3 protein-coding genes are annotated in these 2,727 nt (G+C 64.4%); all 3 read left to right on the top strand.

The annotated features are described in order from the left end of the window. Positions 1 to 133 precede the first annotated feature (133 nt). The 3 genes from QZT63_RS13685 (at position 134) to QZT63_RS13695 (ending at position 2,573) form a co-directional block, all read left to right on the top strand. Positions 134 to 484, top strand: coding sequence for a hypothetical protein (locus tag QZT63_RS13685; RefSeq protein WP_290652051.1), 351 nt, complete (start codon positions 134 to 136; stop codon positions 482 to 484). Beyond that, entirely contained in the window at positions 481 to 837 is a 357-nt protein-coding gene (gene tnpB / locus QZT63_RS13690; RefSeq protein WP_290652052.1) for an IS66 family insertion sequence element accessory protein TnpB, read from the top strand. The genes QZT63_RS13685 and tnpB overlap by 4 nt, the downstream gene beginning before the upstream one ends. Positions 838 to 947: 110 nt before the next feature. Continuing rightward, on the top strand, positions 948 to 2,573 hold the full coding sequence (locus QZT63_RS13695) for an IS66 family transposase (protein WP_290652053.1): 1,626 nt from the start codon (positions 948 to 950) through the stop codon (positions 2,571 to 2,573). Positions 2,574 to 2,727 lie beyond the last annotated feature (154 nt).

Genomic DNA, 2,727 nt, shown 5'->3' on the forward strand with positions numbered 1-2,727 from the left:
CCACCTCCACCCCGTGACGCGCCAGCTCCTCGATGAGTAGCACTGTAAGCGTCTAGCGAACCACATCTTTTAATGGCCCCTCGGCTCTCCGATGATAAGGCGATTGTCATTCGCCCCGTTCATTGGAGGAGCCATGCTGGAGCCCAAGAGCTTTGAAGAGAAATGCCGATTCTGGGCGGCCCATGCCGCGGCGAAAGAGCGCGAGGACATCACCTTCCGGGCGTACTGCAAGCGCCATGGCCTGTCATTGAGCTCGTTTTGCCAGTGGCGGCGGCGATTGGCGAAGCTGCCGGCGGTGCCGGCGTCCCCGACGGGCAGCGTTGACCCGCCTGCTCGGCTGCTGCCGGTCACGCTGATTGAGGAATCGAGTACGGACAGTGGCCTAAGCGTGGTCACCGGCACGGGTCAGCGCATCGCGGTGGCCACAGGCTTTGACCCGGCGACGCTCAAGCGCTTGCTCGCGGTGCTGGGCGCGCAGCCATGATCAGCTTTGGCAGCCACACGCAGGTCTACCTGGCCGCCGGTCACACCGATATGCGCTGCGGCATCAACGCACTGGCCGCGTTGGTGGTCGACGTGCTGGAGCACGATCCGTTGTCCTCGCATGTGTTCGTGTTCTGCAACCGCCGCAAGGACAAGCTCAAGATCTTGTTCTGGCAGCACAACGGCTTCTGGCTGTGGTATCGCCGGCTGGAGCGTCAGCGCTTCTGGTGGCCGCCGGCGGGTGAGGCGGCGCGCTGTGTGGTGCTCTCTGTGCGCGAGCTGGGCTGGTTGCTGGAGGGGCTCGATCTCACGCGTGTCGAGGCCCATCGCACGGTGAATTATTCTTTGATATAGGGCCTATTTTTGCTGATTTATCATGGGCATTGGGGTATTATTAGCCTATGACAAAAACGGCTTTTCCCTTGCCTAATGACCCGCAGCAACTGCGTGCTGTTGCTGAGGGAATGGCCGCTCAATTGCAGGCCTATGAGCAGCAATTGGCGGCGCAGGAAAAGGCTTATCTGTGTGAAACCCGCAAGCTTGAAGAAAGCGCCCGCCAGAAAGACCAGCGCATTGAGCAGCTCCTGGACTATATCCAGCTGCTGCGCCAGAAGCGTTTCGGCGCCAGTTCTGAGCGCCTCAGCAAGGATCAACTCCAGCTCTTCGACGAGGCCGAACTCGAGGCCCTGATCGGTGAGCTCGAAGCCGAGGTGGAACAGGCGGCTGCCCCCGAGCCGGCGGCCCCGGCCAAGGCGGATGCGCCTGACGCCGACAAGCCCAAGCCCAAGCGCCGCTCCCTGCCGGCGCACCTCAAGCGCGTGGAGCGCATCATCGACCTCGCCGACGCCGACAAGGCGCGGCTTGGCGATGACTGGGTGCTGATCGGCTACGAGGAAGCCGAGCAGCTCGCCGTCATCGCCCGGCAGTACTACGTGGTGCGCACCAAGCGCGCGAAGTACGCGCCGGTCAACGACCAGGTCGACGTGGCCGAGCAGGGCGTGATCATCGCCCCGCGGGCGCCGCAAATCCTGCCCAAGGCAATCGGCCACAGCTCACTGATCGCCGCGGTGGTCACCGCCAAGTACGTCGACGGCATCCCGCTGTATCGCCAGGAAAAGGGCTTCGCCCGCGAGCATATCGAACTCTCGCGCCAGACCATGTCGGGCTGGATCGTGCAACTCAACGCCCCGCTGGCGCCGCTGATGGCGCTGCTCAAGCAGCGGCTCTTCGCCGGGCGGGTGATCCAGATCGACGAAACGCGGCTGCAGGTGCTCAACGAGCCCGGGCGCGAGAACACCCAGCACTCCTACATGTGGGTCTACCGCGGCGGCCCGCCGGACAAACCGGTGATCTGGTACCAGTACGCCGAGAGCAAAAGCGCCGAGGTGCCCCGAGAGTTCCTGTTCCCAAGCGGGGCCACCGATCCGCCGCACCTCGGCCCGGGCTCGGCAGGCTTCTATATCCAGTCCGATGGCTATGCGGTCTACCACCTGCTGGCCAAGGAGCCGTCGGTCATCGGGCACATGGCCTGTTTCGCCCACGTGCGCCGCAAGTTCTTCGAAGCCGCCCAGAGCCGCAAGAAGACCGGGGCCGCCCACCAGATGGTGGCGCTGATCGGCAAGCTCTACCAGATCGAGCGCGCCATCAAGGCGGCAAGCCCCGAGGAGCGCAAGGTCGCCCGCACCCAGCACGCCGCGCCGGTCCTTGAGACAATCAAGGCCTGGCTCGACGAGAAGGTCACCCACACCGTCCCCGGCGGGCTGCTGGGCAAGGCCATCCACTACGCCCTCAATCTCTGGCCGGTGCTCACAACCTACCTCGAGGATGGGCACCTGGAGATCGACAACAACCTCACCGAGAACGCCATCCGGCCCTTTGTCGTGGGGCGAAACGGGTGGTTGTTCAGTGGCAGCCCCCAGGGTGCCGAGGCCAGTGCCACGCTTTATACGCTAGTGGAAACCGCCAAGGCCTGCGGTCTGGAACCCCACGCCTACCTGACTTACCTCTTCGAGCACCTGCCGACGGCGAGAACGCCGGAGGCACTCCGCGCACTGCTACCGGGAAATCTCACAATGCAGGATCTGGGCTGAGCGGCGCAATCCTGTCGTTCGCTGGACGCTTACCGTGCTGGGGCGGGTGGCACGGCGGATCTCGGCCGACTGCCAGCGCCGCTACGGCCATCCGCTCTATTACCTGGAGTCGTTCGTCGAGCCCGATCGCTTCCGCGGCACCTGCTACCGCGCA

This window comes from Aquisalimonas sp. (genome assembly GCF_007120195.1).
Taxonomy (GTDB): Bacteria; Pseudomonadota; Gammaproteobacteria; order Nitrococcales; family Aquisalimonadaceae; genus Aquisalimonas.

Bases quoted from the DNA above. Each gene is read 5' to 3' on its own strand.
- QZT63_RS13685 (WP_290652051.1), top strand. From the start codon at position 134: ATGCTGGAGCCCAAGAGCTTTGAAGAGAAATGCCGATTCTGGGCGGCC.
- QZT63_RS13695 (WP_290652053.1), top strand. From the start codon at position 948: ATGGCCGCTCAATTGCAGGCCTATGAGCAGCAATTGGCGGCGCAGGAA.
- tnpB (WP_290652052.1), top strand. From the start codon at position 481: ATGATCAGCTTTGGCAGCCACACGCAGGTCTACCTGGCCGCCGGTCAC.